The organism is Streptomyces sp. NPDC091682 (assembly GCF_044756625.1).
GTDB lineage: Bacteria > Actinomycetota > Actinomycetes > Streptomycetales > Streptomycetaceae > Streptomyces.
In genome coordinates this window covers 842,777-858,695 of the sequence record NZ_JBIVTH010000001.1, presented here as the reverse complement: position 1 = coordinate 858,695, position 15,919 = coordinate 842,777, and the positions used below count along the sequence as shown (strand labels likewise).

Sequence of the window (15,919 nt, the reverse complement as noted above, 5' to 3'; positions counted from 1 at the left end):
CCCGTGCTCACCACCGAGTTCTACCGTGCGCCCGCGGACTGCGGGCTCGTACGGAGCGGAGCCGACGTGCCCCGCACCCCCATGCGGGCCCTGCGCGAGGACATCCACGACATCCTGGTCTCGGCCCCCGTGGCCGAGGCCCGGCGCACCCGCGACCCCCGGCCGCTGCACCGGGCCCTGGGCGAGCGGGGCCTGCTCGCGCCCCAGTGGCCCGAAGAGTACGGCGGCCGCGGCATCAGCCAGGTCGCGGCCGCCGTGCTGGTCGAGGAACTGGCCATGCACGACGTCCCCGACCTGCTGCACACCCTCACGGTGCAGATCGTCGGATCCACCCTGCTCAACGTCGCGAGCCCGGCGATGAAGGCCCGGCACCTGCCGGGCTTCGCCGCCGGCACCGCCTTCGGCTGCGTGCTCTTCAGCGAACCCCAGGCCGGCTCCGACCTCAACATCCTCTCCACCCGCGCCGTCTCCGACGGCAAGGGCGGCTACAAGCTGTACGGCACCAAGGTCCACTCGCTGTTCGCCCGGCTCGCCGACTACGGGCTGTGCCTGGCCCGCGGCGAGGACGACGCCTTCAGCCTCTTCCTCGTCCCGCTGGCCCAGCCCGGGGTCACCATCCGGCAGATCCCGGGCATGGGCGACGACGCCTTCCACGAGGTCACCCTCGACGGCGTGGCCGTGACCGCCGACGACGTGGTCGGCGAGACCGGCCAGGGCTGGGCGATCGTCGTCAAGACCCTCGCCTTCGAGCGCACCGGACTCGACTACTACGTCAAGGCGCTGCGCTGGTACCGGGCCGCCGTGGAACGGCTGGAGGTCCACACCGACCGGCTGGAGGCCGGCCAGCACGACCAGATCGGCCTGGCCAAGCTCAACGCCCGGCTGCTCGCGGCGGGCACTTTGGTCCGCCGCGTCCTCACCCGCCTCGACCGGGGCGAACTCAACGAGGACGAGGCCGCCGCAGCCAAGTGGTACACCACCGAACTCGCCGCAGAGGTGGCCTGGTGGGCCGCCGAACTCGACGGCGACACGAGCATGACCCTCGACGACCCCGAGGTCGACGGGGTGGCACACCCACTCGATGCGGCGTTGCGCGAAGCCCCGGGGATGCGGATATCGGGCGGCACCGCCGAAATGATGCTGGAGACGCTGGCCCGGCTGCGTCTCGACTCAGGGGCGGAGGTACGGCCGTGACTTCACAGGCGGTAGGCGGGAACGGCACGGGCGGCCAGGGCCCGGCGACGGCCGAGCGCTGGCGGGTGCGGGAGGACGAGGACTCGCTCTTCCGGCAGCTCCGGCTCACGGTGCGCCAGGGCCTGGAGGTCGACGGGGACACCCCCGTCGGTGCCTGGGAGGCGCTGACCCAGGTCGGCGCGTGGGAGTTCGCCCTGCCCATCGGCCACGACGGCCTCGACCTCGGCCAGGCGGTCATCGCCATGGTGTGCGAGGAGGCGGGCAACGCGATGCAGCCCGTCCCGCTGACCGACACCCTCCTCGCCCTGGACCTGATCGCCGGCCTCGGCCCGCTGGCCCCCGAAGCCGCCGACAACGTCCTGGACCAGGTGCGCACCGGAGAACTGGAACTCGCCGTGCCGGGCCGGCTGCCCGATCCGCGCGGCACCGTACCGCCGGGCATCACCTGGAAGCCGGACGCGGACACCGGCGCCGTCGTCCTCACCGGAACCGGTGGCCCCTTCGCCGCCGGAGTCGGCCCGGGCGCCCTGCTGGTCCTGGCCGGCGGTCCCGACGGCCCGTGCGTGGCGCTCGTACCCCTGCCCACCGAGGGCGTCCGGGTCCGCCCGTTGCGCGACCACGGCGGGGGAGCCGTCGCCAGTGCCGTTTTCGACGAGGTGCGGCTGCCCGCCGAGGCGGTGCTGCTGAGCGGACTCGCCGCCGAACAGGCCCTCGCCCGCGTGGGGCTGCGCGCGGCCGTCCACCAGGCCTCGCTGCTGGCCGGCATCACGGCGGCCGCCCTGACCGCGGTCGTCTCCCGGATCCGCGGCCGGCAGCAGTTCGGCCAGGCCCTGGTCAAACACCAGGGCCCCCGGCTGCGCGTGGCGGGCCTGCTGGCCCGCCTCGACGCCGTGCGCTGGGCCGTGGGGGACGCGGCCCGCGACCTCGACGAGGACCGGCTCACCGCGGGGGAGGCCGCGGGACTGATCGCCCTCACGGCGGAGACCACCCTCGACGTGACCCGTGACGCGGTCCACCTGCACGGCGCCTCGGGCCTGGTCCGCGACGGCCTGGTGGCGGGCTGCTACAGGCGCGCGGCCTGGGAGGCCATGCGCTGCGGGCGTCCCGCCCACCTCTGGGACCTCGCCGCGCACACGCCCTGACCGGCGCACACGAGGGAAGGGGCCCCCGCACGGCGGGAGCCCCTTCCGCGTACCGACCGGGCCGTCAGACCAGGTCGCGGCGCATCACCCAGCGGTGCCGCTTGTCGCTCTTGGCCTCGGTGCGGTGGACCCGGCGGAAGCCCGCCCGCTCGAACATGTCCATCGTCCCGACGTAGGCGAGCGTCGGGTTCACCCGGCCGCCCTCCGGATCCACCGGATACCCCTCGACGGCCGGTGCGCCGTGGGCGCGCGCGTGTTCGACGGCCCCCTCCAGCAGACCCGAGGCGACCCCCTTGCCGCGGAAGTCCTTGCGCACGACGAAACAGGTCACCGACCACACGGGCAGATCGTCCACCGGTGTGATCGTCTTCGAGGCGGTCAGCCGGTCGAGCTGCCGGCGCGGGGCCACGTTGCACCAGCCCGCCACCTCGCCGTCCAGGAAACCGAGGACCCCGGGCGGCGGATCGGCCTTCTCCATGAGGCCGCGCAGGTGCTCGCCCCGCTCGTCCGCCGTGAGCCGCCCGTACTCGCCGGTGGACAGCCGCCACGCCATGCACCAGCACGTGTGCGCGCTCTTCTTCGGCTGGAGCACCTGGCGGATGTCGTCCCACAGATCCGCCGTGGCGGGCCGTACTTCTAAACTCATGCTGCTACTTCGCTCTCTTCCGCTTCTTACGAGCGTCCCGCGGCCGCGGTGTCCCGCGACCCGGTGACGACATCGGTCATCACGGCGGCCAGCACCCCGAGGGCCCGCCGGCACGCCTGTCGTCCTGCGTCCAGATGAGTGACCAGCCGGACCGTCTCCGGGCCGGGCGCGGTCACCAGTACTCCTTCCTGCGCGGCCCGTGCGACGACCTCGTCGGCGCCGGGAACCTCGATGAGGACGATGTTGGTCTCCGGCGGGCGCACGGTGAACCCCGCGTCCCGCAGCCCCGCCGCCAGCAGCGCGGCGTTGGCGTGGTCCTCGACGATCCGCTCCACGTGGTGGTCCAGGGCGTACAGTCCCGCAGCCGCCAGGATGCCCGACTGGCGCATGCCGCCGCCCAGACCGTGCCGCAACTTCCGGGCCCGCGGTAGCCTTTCGGCCGACAGCAGGAGCACCGACCCGACGGGCGCGCCCAGCCCCTTCGACAGGCACACGGACAGCGAGTCGGCCGTCCGCCCGTACTGGTGCGCCGAAGTGTCGGTCGCCGCCATCGCGTTCCAGATCCGGGCCCCGTCCATGTGGACCGCCAGGCCCGCGCCGGACGTCAGTTCCCGTACGGCGCGCAGCGTGTCCAGCGGGTGGACCGTGCCGCCGGCCCGGGTGTGGGTCTGCTCCACTTCCACCGCACGGGTGCCGAGCGTGTACGGGTTCCCCCGCCGGATGACCCCGGCCAGCAGGGCCGCGGTCACCACCCCGCGCTCCGCCGTCACCGTGCGCGTCTGGATCCCGCCGTAGCGGGCCGGGGAGGCCTCCTCGTGCGCCAGGACGTGTGCCTCGGCGTCGCACACCAGCTCCTCGCCGGGGCCGACGAGGAGCTGCAGGGCGATCTGGTTGGCCATCACCCCGGACGGGGTGAACAGGGCGCCGGAGAAGCCGAAGAGCCCGGCGAGCCGGTCCTCCAGCGCGCGGACGGTCGGGTCCTCACCGAACAGGTCGTCGCCGACCTCGGCCGCGGCCATCGCGGCCCGCATCCCGGTACCCGGCCGGGTCACCGTGTCACTGCGCAGATCGACCGTCTCGAAACTCCCGATGGTCATGACGGTACGTCAACTCCTCGTTCGCGGGGCCGTGGGGTGAGTTCGCGGGCCGCCATCCAGTCCAGCAGCGGGCGCACCAGGTGCCAGGTCTCCCGCACCAGCTCCCCGGCGCGCGCCGTGTGCAGCCCGGCGTCCGGACCGAGGCGGCGCCCCGCGTCGATCTTGCGGTGGCGCAGCAGGTCCAGCCGCGGGTGGTCCGCCGGGACCCCCCGCGGCCGGGACTTGAGCCGGTCGCCGCCCAGGACGAACCCCTGCTCCTCCAGCCGGCCCGCGATCGCGGCCAGCTCCGCGCCGCCGTCCTCCTCCTCGACGGCGGCGCGGTACCGGGCGACCTCGGCCCCGGCGTACGGGTACCAGCGGCCGGAGGCGTACAGGCCGTCCCGGTCCAGGTGCACCCAGAGGCCCAGACAGGGCAGCAGGTCCAGATAGGCGCCCTGGTAGCTCTTGTACGGGGACTTGTCGTGGGACATCCGGGTGTCCCGGACCGGGCCGAGCACCTGCACCCCGCCCCATCCGGTCGACTCCGCGAAATGCGCGCCCAGTTCAGCGGCCAGCTCGTCCATCGGCGCACGTACGTCACGCTCGTACCGCTCGCGGTGGCGCAGCCGCCACGCCTCCTTGCTGTTGTCGGCCGCGAGGTCCTCGTACAGGCGCAGTGCCGAGGGCGGGAAGCCGCTGAAGGTCACGGCAGGTACCCCGGCAGGGGGTGGGCGGCGCACAGCTCCGAGACCCGGGTGCGCACCCGGTCGCGCAGCGCGTCCGGCAGTGCGCCGCCCTGCGCGCGCAGCGCCGTGAGGACGTCGGCGACCAGGTCGGCGCACTCGGCGGCCACCGCGTGGTCCATCCCGCGCGCGGCCAGCGTGTTGGTGCCGAGCCGCAGTCCGCCGGTCACCCGGACCGGTGTGGTGTCGCCGGGGACCCGGTTGCGGTTGACCACGATCCCGCAGGACTCCAGGGCCTGCTCGGCGACGTCCCCGGTGACGCCGGTGCCGCGCAGGTCGAGGAGCACCATGTGGGTGTCCGTACCGCCCGTGACCAGCCGGAACCCCCGGTCCAGGAGCCGCTCCGCGATCGCCTGCGCGCCGTCGGCCAGCCGCTTGGCGACCTCCGCGAAGTCCGGGCTCGCCACGAAGTCCAGGGCCCGCGCCTTGGCCGCCACCGAGGCCAGGTCGGGCGTGCCCTGCGTGAAGGGGAACACGGCGCGGCGCAGGGTCGCTGCCAGGGTGCCGCGCTCCGGTCCGGCCTTGCGGGCCTCCTTGCCGAGCAGGATCAGACCGCCGCGCGGGCCGTACAACTGCTTGTAGGTGCTGGTGGTGGTCACGTGGGCGTGGTCGACGGGGCTCTGGTGGAGGCCGGCCGCGACCAGACCCGCGATGTGCGAGATGTCGGCCAGCAGATAGGCGTTGGCCTCGTCCGCGATCTCCCGGAAGCGGGCGAAGTCGATGCTGCGCGGGTACGCGCTCGCCCCGCAGACGATCAGCTTCGGGCGGTGCTCCAGGGCCAGTTCGCGGATCTGGTCGTAATCGAGCAGCCCCTCCGGTGTCACCCGGTAGCCGTGGGCGCGGTAGTAGCGGCCGGTCACCGAGGCGGGGGAGCCGTGGGTGAGGTGGCCCCCGCAGTCCAGGTCCAGCCCGAGCAGGGAGTCACCGGGGTTCAGCAGCGCCGTGATCACGGCGAGGTTGGCGGAGGACCCGGAGTGCGGCTGCACGATCGCGTCCCGGGCCCCGAACGCCGCGCACGCCCGGTCGATCGCGAGGCGTTCGATCTCGTCGGCGACCCCGCAGCCGGCGTGGTAGCGGTTCCCGGGGAAGCCCTCGGCGGTCAGGTTGCCGAGCGCGCTGCCCTCGCAGGCCAGCACGGAGGGGTCGGCGACGCTGGACGCCGCGACCATCATCAGGGTGTCGCGCTGGCGCGCCGACTCCCGGGCCAGCAGCGTGTACAGCTCGCCGTCGCGCTCTCTGAGCCGTGTCGCGGCGTGCCCGGCGAAATCGACCAGGTCGGGATCGGGTCCGGAACCGGGGCCGGGGCCGGGTGCCGCGGGCAGCTCCGGCTCGGTGACGGGCGCGGGCAGGGTGAGACTCATGACTGTCCCCTCTCGGAATCGTCCGTGATGACCGTGCTGAACCGGTGCGTGTCCTCAGCCGTCCACATCGGCGGTGCCCGTCCCGTCGGCCGCGTCGGGCCCGTCCGCCTCCAGCTCGCCGAAGGCCTCGGCGGCTGCGACCGCCTCCGCGCCGTGCTGCTCGTCCGCGGCGATCTTCCCGGCCAGCTCGGAGATCAGCGGGTTCTGGAACACGGTCTTCACCGGCACCGGCACCCCCAGCAGCTCCTTGAGTAGACCGGCCAGCCGGGTACCGCTGAGCGAATCGCCGCCCAGGCTGAAGAAGTTGTCACCGGGCGCCGCCCCGTCCAGGCCCAGGATGTCGGCGACCGCCGCACACAGCACGAGCTCCAGGGCGCTGCCCGGACCGTCCCCGGCGTCGCGCACGGCCGCCTCGTCGGCGGACTGCTGCCGCCCGGCGGACGAGGCCAGCAGCAGCCGGTCGACCTTGCCGTTGCGGGTCAGCGGTAGCTCCGGCAGCACCGTGAGCGCGGCCGGCACCATGTAGCCGGGCAGTTGCGCGGCGAGCCGCTCCAGGACCGGACCGGCCGCCCCTGCCCCGGCCACGACGAAGGCGTGCAGCCGCCGCACCCCGTGCGCGCTGGCCGGGGCCACCACCACGGCCGCCTCGACCTCGGCGTCCTGGCGCAACACGGCCTCGATCTCGCCGAGCTCGATCCGGTGGCCCTGGATCTTCACCTGGAAGTCGTCCCGGCCCAGGATCTCGATGCTGCCGTCCGGCAGGTACCGGCCCAGGTCACCGGTCAGATAGGCGCGTTCGCCGCTCTCCGGAAGGTGCACGAAGCGGTTCGCGGTGCGCTCCGCGTCGTTCCAGTAGCCGAGCGCGAGCCCGACGTCGCTGGCCACGGCCATCTCGCCGACCACGCCGAGCGGGCGCTCGTGGGCGGCCGCATCGACGATGTAGTAGCGCTGGTTGGTGATCGGCTTGCCGTACGGGATGCTCGTCCAGGAGGGGTCGACCTCGCCGATCGGCTGGAACAGCGACCAGCAGATCGTCTCGGTCGGACCGCCCGAACCCACCACCTGGATCCGGTGGCTCTGCGCCCGCAGTCGGTCCGGCAGCGTCAGCGGGATCCAGTCGCCGGAGAGCACGGACAGCCGCAGGGACTCCAGGGGCCGGCCGCCGCCGCGCCGCTCGCGCACCTCGGCCTCGCCGACCAGGAGTTCCATCAGGACGGGTACGGAGTTCCACAGGGTGACCTGCTCGGCGTGGACCAGATCGGCCCAGACATCGGGCTCGGCGTGGTCGAACGGCGGCGGCAGCACCACGGTCCCGCCCTGCGTCAGCACCCCGAACACGTCGTAGATCGAGGCGTCGAAGTGCAGCCCGGAGATGGCCAGCAGCCGGTCCCGCGCACCGACCTCGAAGCGTGTCGCGACGTCGCGGATCAGGTTGACCACGCCGATGTGGTCGACCATGACGCCCTTGGGCTCACCGGTCGAGCCCGAAGTGAAGATCGTGTAGGCGAGGTCCGCCGGGGTCTGCGCGGTGTCGGGCCGGGTGTCGGTCCCGGACTCGAAGTCCTGGTCCACCCGGTAGCGGCGGGCCGTGGGCGGCCAGCTGATCTTGGAGTCCAGCCGGGACTGGGTGAGGATCCGGTCGACCTTGGCCTCGGTGAGCAGCCGGCGCAGCCGCTCCGGCGGCACGGACGGGTCCAGCGGCAGGTAGGCCGCGCCGGAGGCGAGGATCCCGTACACCGCGGCGTACTGCTCCCAGCCCTTCTCCATCACCACGGCGACCAGTTCGCCCGGGGCCGCACCGTGGTCCCGCAGCGCGTGCCCGATCCGCCAGGCGTACGAGGCCAGCTCGCCGTAGCTCAGCCGCCGCCCGGAGCCGTCCACCACGGCCTCGGCGCCGGGCGTGCGCTCCACCTGCTGGGCGAACAGCTCGTGCAAGGTGGTGTACGGGATCTGCCTGGCGGTGTCGTTGACCTGGCGGCGCAGCGTCCGCTCGGCCGCCGGGATCAGGTCGAAGCGCCGGACGTGCAGGGACTCCGGGTCCCGCGTGAGGCGCTCCAGGAGGTCCACGTACACGCCGAAGGCCGCGTCGACGAAGCCGGGCGCGAACGCCCCGTCGACGAAGTCCCAGATGACGCGCAGCTCACCGGCCAGTTCGCGCAGTTGTACGTCGAGCGAAACCTGCGGGGTCTGCGAGATCGAGTACACCTCCCGGCCCAGGTCCGTGACGGGCCTGCGCACCGGGTAGTCGAGCAGGCTGGTCACGACCACCGGCATGCCGGCCTGCGCGCCCACCCCGTGCAGCCGGGTCAGCTCGCGCAGCACGCGCACGCCGTTGAAGGCACCGTGCTCGGCGTCGCGGGCGAGCTGGTCGCGCAGGGCGTGCGCCCGGTCCAGGAAGGTCGCGCCGGAACCGTCGGCGGCGAGCATCACGGCGTTGGTGAAGTCACCGAGGACGCCGGTGATGTCCGGGTGCACCGCCGGGCGCTGGAAGATCGGGTAGTTGATGGTGAAGTCGGACTCCTCCGCCCAGCACCGGACCACCTCGGCGAAGGCGGCGGTCAGCAGGACCGACGGCGTCAGCCCCGCCCCGCGCGCCCGTGCCGAGAAGAGCTGCCAGTCCTCGGGGGAGAGACGGTGTTCGCGCCGGTCGAAGCGCACCTCGCGACCGTCGCCGGCGGAGCCGCCCGTGGGCAGCGAGGGGGCCGGTGGCAGGGTGGGGACGCGCGCCAGCCAGTAGTCGCGGGCGGCGCGGAAGGCCTCGGTGTGCGGCAGCGCGTCCGCACGCCAGCGGGCGTACTCGGCGAAGCCGATGCCGGGTTCCGGCAGTTCGGCGTCCGGGTCCTCGTAGAGGTCGACCAGCTCGGGGAAGAGCACCTGGAAGGCGCTGGAGGCGTCCAGCACCTGGAGGTCGATCCCGAGGTGGACCCGGCTCGGGTTCCCCGGACCGCCCAGCCGGATGATCCGCAGGTCGAACAACGGCCAGCTGCCCACCGGGAAGACCACGTGGCTCATCTCGTCCCGCAGCGCGGCGAGCCGCTCCCGCGAGGCGTCGGCGGACAGCCCGCTCAGGTCCACGACCGGTATCTCGAAGGGCAGCGGGTCGGCCGGCACCCACTGGGTGCCGTCCGTGCGGCCGATCGCACGGAGCATGTCGTGACGGGCGACCACCTTGCGCCAGGCAGCGGCGAAACGCTCGGGATCGAGGTCCGCACGCTCCCATTCGAAGTATCCGTAGCAGCCGATACCGCCCAGCTCGACTGCTTCACCTCGCCCGATCATCAGTGCCTGCTGCGTCTCGGTCATCGGGAAGGACGCGGCACTGTCCGCGCGAGCGGGCAGGAGCTCGGTCATGGTCCAACTCCATTCGGTGTTACGGGCCGTTGGCTGGTGCGTGCCCGGGGTGGTTACGGGGCCGGAGCGCCCTGCTGCGGGGCAGGGCGAGGCTAGGGGCGGTGAGTTAGCCGCCGGTTATGTTCCGCCCGGGCACCGGCCTTGCGGTCGGCCGTGGCCCCCTCGCCCAGGGAGAGCGCGAAGAGCCGTACGAGCGGATGGAATAGGTAGCAGGGCTGGCCCCACTCGTCCGCGCCGCTGACCTCGAGCAGGGCCGCGTCGGCGAGTGCTTCCAGCAGCCGCTCGGCCTCGGTCTCCGGCAGGCCCAGCGACAGCGCCGCCTGCGCGGCGGGGAACGGCTGCGGGCCGAGCGCGGCGAGCGCCGGGAACACCGCCCGCACCTCGGGGTCCAGCGCCCGCCAGGACGGCAACAGCGATCCGTGCACGTCCAGATCGCCCGAGTGCAGCTCCCGCAGCCGGGTGGCCGGATCCGCCAGCCGGCGCGCCAGCCGGTCCGGGGTGGAGTGCGGCCGGGCGGCGATCCGGGTCCCGACGATCCGCAGGGCCAGCGGCAGACCGGCGCAGTGCTCGACGATCGCGGACGCCGCACCGGGCGCCGAGGCCAATCGGGCGGGACCGGCCGCGGCCGAGAGGAGCTCCAGCGAGTCCCGCAGCGCCAGGGGGGCCAGGGCCACGGTGTGCGCCCCGGCCACGGTGGGCAGGGCGGTCCGCCCGGTGACCAGGACCGCCGGCTCCGGGGTGTTGGGCAGCAGCGGCCCCAACTGGGCCGCCCCGGAGGCGTTGTCCAGCACGATCAGCAGCTGCCTGCCCCGGGTCCGCTCCCGGTAGAGCCGGACCAGTTGGTCCTGGTCCTCGGTGTCCGGTGCGTCGTCCATCGGCCCCAGCGCGCGCAGCAGCCCGCGCAGCACCCGGGTCGGGTGCCGGGGAGTGCCGTCGGGCGCGCGCAGGTCGGCGTACAACTGCCCGTCGGGAAAGTGTCGTTGGCAGCGGTGGGCCGCGTGGACGGCCAGGGCGGTCTTGCCGAGTCCGGCCATGCCGGTGACCAGGACCCGGCGGGGCCGCCCGGGGCCCTGCGCATCGGGGGCCAGCGCGCGGCAGAGCAGCTCCAGTTCGGGCTCCCGACCGGTGAAGTCGACGGTGTCGGGGGGCAGCATGGCCGGGGCGCCGTCCGGGCGACCGGCCGCGCCCCGCCGGGAGCCGGTCAGCACGGCGGGCGTCGAGCGCGGCTGCCGGTCCAGCGTGCCCTCCAGCAGCGCCCGGTAGGTGGCCTGGAGCTCCTCGCCGGGGTTCACGCCCAGCTCGTCGGCGAGCACCGCGCGCCCGTGGTGGTAGAGGTGGATGGCGTCCGCCTGCCGCCCCGACCGGCACAGGGCGGTCATCAGCTGGCACCGGATGCGCTCGCGCAACGGGAACTCGGCGACCAGGCCGGTGAGCTCGCCGGTGATCTGCTCGTGCCGGCCCAGCGCGAGATCGGCCGCGATGCGGTGCTCCAGGGTGACCGCCCGGGCCTCGCTCAGTCGCGGCGCCTCGGCGTCGGCGAGGTATTCCGTGGCGTTGGCGAAGGGCAGGCCGTTCCACCGGGCCAGGGCACGGCGCAGCAGCTCACCGGCCTTTTCGAAGTCCTCGGCGACCAGCGCCTCGCGGCCGCTGAACGCCAGCTTCTCGAATTCGCTCAGGTCGAGGGTCGCATTACCGATGCTCATGGCATATCCGGGCGGCCGGCGATCGATCAGAACGTCGTCGCCGAGAATCTTGCGCAAGCGGGAAACATAGGTGTAGAGCTGTGCGCTGACGGTGGCCGGTGGAGCCCATCCCCACAGCAGCCGGCACAGCCGTTCGTCGGAGATCACCTCTTCACGGGCCACGAGGAGCGCCGCGAGCACGGTGTGCAGCTTCGCCCCGGAGAAGGGGACCCGGCGGCCGTCCCGGCGTACCTCGACTGGCCCGAGCACTCGGAATTCCATCTACCGCCCCATCCGTGATTCATGGAGAAGAATCTCTGAACGAAGCTAGTGGAGTGCGTTGTCTCCTCGATATCGTGGCGATTTCGAGGGCGGACCGGGTCACGAAATCGATGGAACACAGAAGAAAAAGGAGGCGTCCCTACTGTTCCATTCATGCCGCAGCGAGCGGCAGTGATACTCCACCGAGAGGGGATTCCCAGATGCGCAGCACGCTGACGGTGAAGACGGCGAACACGACGGCGGCGGCCTGCCTGGTCGTTCTTGCAGGGGCGTTCGTCGGCGCGGGGGGCGCCAACGCCGTGTGGGCGGACACGCACACCACCGTGCAGGCCGACGACGACATGCCGTGGGGCGTCGTCAAGCCGGTGGACCCCCCGCGCCACGGCTCCGCCGGCACGCACGGCGACATGCCCTGGGGCTGACCCGCTCCGCTCCTGCCCGCCCCACGACGCGCCGGCGGCCGTCAGGCCGACTAGTCCTCCGGGTGCGTCAGCAGCAAGGTCAGTTCCGCTGCAGTGAAGGAACGATGCGGCAGCTCACCGGCGCCCCCACCGCCCGGCTCGCCCGCACCACCCGCACCACCCGCACTGCCCGGTTCACCCGCACCGTCCGGCCCGGCCGCCGCGTTCTGGACCGCCGCCAGCAGCCGGCCCGCCTGCGCCCGCCAGGGCTGCGCGCCGACCTCGCCGAACGCGGCCCGCGCCCGCCGGAACCGCTCCGCCGCCTCCGCCGGGCGGCCGCCGATCGCCTCCACACATCCCAGATCGGTCTCCACCCGGGCGTACAGGAAACGGTCCGCCAGCTCATTCGTGATCTCCAGGGCCTGCTGCAGCGTCCCTCCCGCCGCCGACAGCAGGCCCTGGCTCCACTGCGTCTGCCCCAGCCCCCGCAGCGCGTGCGCCTCCCCGACCCGGTCGCCCTCGCCCCGGGTCAGCCGCAGCACCGCGCCGAAGGCCTCCGCGGCCTCGCCCAGATCTCCCGCCCGCAGCCGGACCTCGGCCAGCCGGTACACGCTCTGCGCCTCCGCCCGCACCGACCCGGTACGCCGGCTCAGGGCCACCGCCCGCTCCGCGAGCGGCAGCGCGCCGCCCACGTTGCCCCGGTCCAGCTCGATCTGCGCCTGGAAGCCGAGCAGATGGGCTTCGTTCCCGATGTCACCCGACGCGTGGAACCCGTTGAGGGCCGCCCCGCAGTGTTCCAGGGCCCGCTCCCAGTCCCCCTGGAACCGCGCGCACATGGCCAGGTTCCGCTGGGCGAGCGCCGCCCCGCCCACGTCACCGGTGGTTCGCAGGAGTCGTAGCGCGGCCATGTTCCAGCCCTCGGCCTGCTCGTACCGCCGCTGGTAGATCGCCAATGACCCGAGCAGCCGCAGCATCGTCGCCTCGCCCGGCTCGTCGCCGGTGCGCCGGGCCGAGGCCAGCGCCTGCTCGGCGCAGCGCCGCCAGTCCTCCAGGTAGTTCTTCGTCTCGAAGTGCGGTACCGCGCTCTCGGTCAGCGTCCACGCGTACCGGGCCCGGCCCGTCTCCGCCGCGTGCGCCACCAGGTCCGTCACCGCCGTGCGCTCCGACTCGAACCAGTCCATCGGCGCGGCCAGCAGCTCGTCGGCCAGCTCCGGCAGGAAGCCCGGGGCCGGCGTCGGCGTCCGGCCCACCGGGAACCGGCGCCCGTCGATCCGCCGGTGCGCCTCCTCGGCCAGCCAGAGCCAGGACGCGAACGCCCGCTCCAGTGCGGCGTCGGTCTCCCCCTCCGGCTCGTCCGACTCCGCCCGCTCGCGGGCGAACAGCCGAAGCAGGTCCTGGAAGCGGTACCGTGCGGCCCGCCCGGGCTCGGCGTCGGCCACCTCCAGCAGCTGCGCGTCGACCAGCTGGTCGATCAGTTCCTCCGCGTGCCACACGTCGGTGTCCAGTACGGCCGCCCCCGCCCAGGCGGCGAAGTCCGCCGTGCGCAACAGGCCGAGCCTGCGGTACATCCGGGCCGTCTCCGGCGGTAGGTCCCGGTAGGTGAGTCGGAAGCCGGCGCGCACCCCGCCCTCGCCCGGGCTCAGCACGTCGAGGCGGGAGCGGTGGTCGCGCAGCCGCGCCACCAGGCTCCGTACGCTCAGATTGGGTTTGGCCGCCAGTCGCGCGCCCGCGATCCGCAGCGCGAGGGGAAGGCAGTCGCACAGGGCGCCGAGCTGTTCCACCGCCACCGGGTCGCTGCCGAACCGGTCGGCCCCGGCCAGTTTGATCAGCAGCGCCGTCGCCTCGGTCGGCTCCAGCATCCGCAACCGCAGGGTCAGCGCCGTGTAGTCCCCGGTCAGATCGCCCAGGCTCTCCCGGCTGGTGGCCAGCACCACGCTGCGTCCGCCACCCGGGAGCAAGGGTCTGAGCTGGTGGAAGGAGCGTACGTTGTCCAGGACGATCAGGGTTTTGCGGGTGCTGAGGAGGCTCCGGAACAGCGAGGCCCGCTCGTCGGGATCCGCCGGTATCTGGGGCGCGCCGATCCCGAGGGCCCGTAGGAAGCGGTCGAGCACGGCGGCGGGGGACACCGGTGCGTGCTCCTCGTCGTACCCGCGCAGATCGGCGAAGAGCTGGCCGTCCGGGAACTGGTCGGCCACCTGGCTCGCCCAGTGCACCGCGAGTGCGGTCTTGCCCACTCCGCCGACGCCGACGATGGTCGCCAGCGCCGGGGTGTGCGGGTTGTAGGGCTCCTTCAGGAGCCGGTCCAGCGAGGTCATCTCCCCCTGCCGGCCGGTGAACGCCATCACGTCCGCGGGCAGTTGTGCCGGGATGGTGCTCAGGGCCGCCGGCGCGGGTGCCGCCGTGGCGGGGGGACGGGTCAGTTCGGGGGAGTCGCGCAGGATCAGTTCGTGCAGCTGGCGCAGTCCGGGACCCGGTTCGATCCCGAGCTGCTCGGTGAGTAACCGGCGGCCGTGCAGGAACACCTCGAGGGCCTCGGCCCGCTGCCCCGACCGGTACAGCGCCAGCATGAGGTGTTCGCGGCACTGCTCGCGCAGGGGGTGCCGGGCCACCAGCTCGGTGAGCTCACCGGTGAGCGCGCGGTGGCGGCCCAGCTGGAGCATCAGCCCGGCACGTTCCTCCACCAGCGCGAGCCGCATCTGCTCCAGCCTGGTGGTCTCCGCCTCCAACCGGGATCCGGAGGGCTCGTCCAGCGCGGAGCCCCGCCAGATGCTGAGCGCCTCCTCGAACTGCGCGCACGCCTCTTCGGTCCGCCCGTGCCGGGCGGCGTCCCGCCCCCGTTCGGCCCGCTCCATGAACTCCTGGACGTCGATCCGGTGCTCTCCCTTGGCCAGCAGGTAGCCCGGGGGAGAGGTGATCAGCAGATCGGTCACCCCGGCCTGCTTGAAGGTCTTGCGGAGGGTGGCCACGCAGATGGCGATCTGGTTGCGGGCCGTCGCCGGCGGAGATTCCGGCCAAACGGCGTCCACCAGGGTGTCCACCGAAACGATCCGGTCTGCGTAGAGCAGCAGCATCGACAGGACCGTGGCCTGGCGCCGGCCGTTGATGCGCAACGGACCGTCATCGGTCTGGACGAGCAGTGGTCCCAGCACTCTGAAGACAAACCGATTCAAAAGGTCCCCCGGCCTTGAAACCCCGCGTCAGGCGCGAACGGTACCGCAAAGAGCGTTCCTCGGTGCAGTCAACTCTTGGGAAAAACATGGGCAGTTTCAGGCCAGCTTGTCTGTATAGCGGTGGGCAAGTGCACGGGCCTCACTGAGAGTCATCGGATCCGATGGACGACAATGCGCCGGACAGGCCCCGCAGCACCTCGGCCGTGCGGTATACCTCTTCCTCGCCGCCGAGGCCCTCGCACAGCTGCCGCGCCAGCTCGGCGAAGCAGGAGTCGATCTCCCGTTTCGCGGCCACGCCCTGCTCGGTGGCGGTGAGCAGCTTGGCGCGCCGGTGCGCCGGGTTGTCCAGATAGACCGCGAGCCCCTGTCGCACCAGCAGGTCCGCTATGCGCTGCACGCTCTGCCGGGTGGTCCCCACCCGTCGGGCCACGGCGGACACGGACAGTGATTCTCCCGTCACCGTGCTGAGTATCTGCCAGCGCGCAGCACTGAGCCCCGAGGGGAGCGCGAGCCGGTCGAGGGCCGCGGTGAACCGTCCGTTCAGCCGGAAGACCGCCACGGCGGCCCGGCTGAACGCCTCGGCCTCCCCGGACTCCGCCGTGCGCGCCAACGTCGGTCCCCTTCCGTACGTCCCGCGGGTCGCTGCACGATAACAGCGCGTGGTCACGTGGACGAGAGTCGGCCACGGCGGCGGGACCCGGCCGGTGCGCCGGGTCCGTCGGGGTGGTGACCCCGGTCCCCGGAGGGTGCCCGGCAAGCTGGTCCACTGGCAGGCCCATGGCCGATAAGTCGACTCGAATGATGTACCAATGGCCCAGTCCCCATGAGCCGGGTTGAGCCAGCGGGCCCCCGGATGCTTATCTGTGGCGTA

The 15,919-nt window shown here is 73.1% G+C and carries 11 protein-coding genes; 3 read left to right on the top strand and 8 right to left on the bottom strand.

Annotated features, from left to right (window positions below; all coding sequences use genetic code 11):
* Positions 1-3 precede the first annotated feature (3 nt).
* Together ACIQK6_RS04150 and ACIQK6_RS04145 are read left to right on the top strand one after the other, a co-directional pair.
* Positions 4-1,194, top strand: a complete 1,191-nt coding sequence (locus ACIQK6_RS04150; protein WP_329105149.1) for an acyl-CoA dehydrogenase family protein — start codon at positions 4-6, stop codon at positions 1,192-1,194.
* Positions 1,191-2,336 carry an acyl-CoA dehydrogenase family protein gene (locus tag ACIQK6_RS04145; RefSeq protein ID WP_402694254.1) on the top strand — a complete coding sequence of 382 codons (1,146 nt, stop codon included), beginning with the start codon at positions 1,191-1,193 and terminating at the stop codon, positions 2,334-2,336. Before ACIQK6_RS04150 ends, ACIQK6_RS04145 begins: the two co-directional genes overlap by 4 nt.
* Before the next feature lie 64 nt (positions 2,337-2,400).
* Here the strand turns inward: ACIQK6_RS04145 and ACIQK6_RS04140 are convergent, their stop codons facing one another.
* From ACIQK6_RS04140 to ACIQK6_RS04115, 6 genes are all read right to left on the bottom strand, one after another.
* On the bottom strand, positions 2,401-2,982 hold the full coding sequence (locus tag ACIQK6_RS04140; RefSeq protein ID WP_329105153.1) for a GNAT family N-acetyltransferase: 582 nt from the start codon (positions 2,980-2,982) through the stop codon (positions 2,401-2,403).
* Between the two features lie 26 nt (positions 2,983-3,008).
* On the bottom strand, positions 3,009-4,079 hold the full coding sequence (locus ACIQK6_RS04135) for a threonine aldolase family protein (RefSeq protein WP_402694253.1): 1,071 nt from the start codon (positions 4,077-4,079) through the stop codon (positions 3,009-3,011).
* On the bottom strand, positions 4,076-4,765 hold the full coding sequence (locus tag ACIQK6_RS04130) for a DUF2461 family protein (RefSeq protein WP_329105158.1): 690 nt from the start codon (positions 4,763-4,765) through the stop codon (positions 4,076-4,078). Before ACIQK6_RS04130 ends, ACIQK6_RS04135 begins: the two co-directional genes overlap by 4 nt.
* On the bottom strand, positions 4,762-6,162 hold the full coding sequence (gene glyA, locus ACIQK6_RS04125) for a serine hydroxymethyltransferase (protein ID WP_329105160.1): 1,401 nt from the start codon (positions 6,160-6,162) through the stop codon (positions 4,762-4,764). Before glyA ends, ACIQK6_RS04130 begins: the two co-directional genes overlap by 4 nt.
* A gap of 54 nt (positions 6,163-6,216) precedes the next feature.
* Positions 6,217-9,513, bottom strand: a complete 3,297-nt coding sequence (locus ACIQK6_RS04120) for an amino acid adenylation domain-containing protein (RefSeq protein WP_329105162.1) — start codon at positions 9,511-9,513, stop codon at positions 6,217-6,219.
* A gap of 92 nt (positions 9,514-9,605) precedes the next feature.
* Positions 9,606-11,477: a BTAD domain-containing putative transcriptional regulator gene (locus tag ACIQK6_RS04115; RefSeq protein ID WP_402694252.1), complete on the bottom strand. Its 1,872-nt coding sequence runs from the start codon at positions 11,475-11,477 to the stop codon at positions 9,606-9,608.
* 200 nt (positions 11,478-11,677) lie between these two features.
* On the opposite strand from ACIQK6_RS04115, the gene ACIQK6_RS04110 reads away from it, so the two are divergent.
* Positions 11,678-11,899, top strand: a complete 222-nt coding sequence (locus tag ACIQK6_RS04110; protein ID WP_329105166.1) for a hypothetical protein — start codon at positions 11,678-11,680, stop codon at positions 11,897-11,899.
* Between the two features lie 50 nt (positions 11,900-11,949).
* On the opposite strand, the gene ACIQK6_RS04105 is transcribed toward ACIQK6_RS04110, so the two are convergent.
* Positions 11,950-15,027 (bottom strand): BTAD domain-containing putative transcriptional regulator, encoded by a 3,078-nt coding sequence (locus ACIQK6_RS04105; protein ID WP_329105168.1) that lies wholly within the window; start codon positions 15,025-15,027, stop codon positions 11,950-11,952.
* Positions 15,028-15,187: 160 nt separating this feature from the next.
* A complete protein-coding gene (locus tag ACIQK6_RS04100; RefSeq protein ID WP_402694251.1) occupies positions 15,188-15,658 on the bottom strand; it encodes a MarR family winged helix-turn-helix transcriptional regulator in 471 nt (156 codons plus the stop codon).
* Between the last annotated feature and the right edge of the window lie 261 nt (positions 15,659-15,919).